General features: G+C 74.1%; 1 protein-coding gene and 1 pseudogene. Both read right to left on the bottom strand.

Annotated features, from left to right (window positions below):
- A pseudogene (locus TW83_RS20965) lies at positions 1–264 on the bottom strand (hypothetical protein); the annotation flags it as partial.
- A 57-nt stretch (positions 265–321) separates the two neighbouring features.
- Positions 322–663, bottom strand: a 342-nt coding sequence (locus tag TW83_RS18355) for a CAP domain-containing protein (RefSeq protein ID WP_045984227.1), incomplete at its 5' end; no start/stop codon positions are given.

Genomic DNA, 663 nt, shown 5'->3' with positions numbered 1-663 from the left:
GCGCGCCTTGACGCCCCCGCCGCCCCGATGGCTGAGCCTGCCGCGGGCGGCCATCTCGCAGGCCTGGCGGGGCGCCGCCGCCGTCAACGCGGGATCGACCGTCACCGCGCCCAGCCCGGCCTGGGCCCGCATCTGGCTGACGGAGGATGCGATGGCCTGGCTGGCCCGGGGCGGGGGCGTGGCGCAGGATGTCGACGCATGGGCCGGCCATGCGCCGGCCACGATCAGCGCCAGCGGGGCGATGCGGTTGAAATGTCGGGTCATCCGATCCTCGTCTTTGTGGTCATCCGAATGGGTCGGGCCGCAGGTCATGCCCGCGGCCTAACGGGGGGCCGCATAGACGGCGGCCCAATAGGTCGTGCGCCCGTCCTGGGACGTCGCCTGCCCCACGCCGAAATCGCGCACCTGAGGCAGCATGATGTTGGCGTGATGCCCCGGCGAGGCCGTCCATTCCGACAGCACCCGCGGCAGCGAGAACGGCCCCGCGGCGATATTCTCGGCCGAGACGGTGGGCTGATAGCCCGCCTGCTTCAGGCGCATGGCGGGTCCGGTGGTGGTGCTGCCCAGATGGGTCATGCGCCCGCGCTGCGCCATGTCGCAGGCATGGCGGGCCGCGACCCGGGCCAGCCGGGGGTCGGCGCGCAGCGGCGTCAGGCCGGCGCG

This window comes from Paracoccus sp. S4493 (genome assembly GCF_000967735.1).
Lineage (GTDB): Bacteria > Pseudomonadota > Alphaproteobacteria > Rhodobacterales > Rhodobacteraceae > Paracoccus > Paracoccus marcusii.
This window is presented reverse-complemented; position numbering and strand designations above follow the sequence as displayed.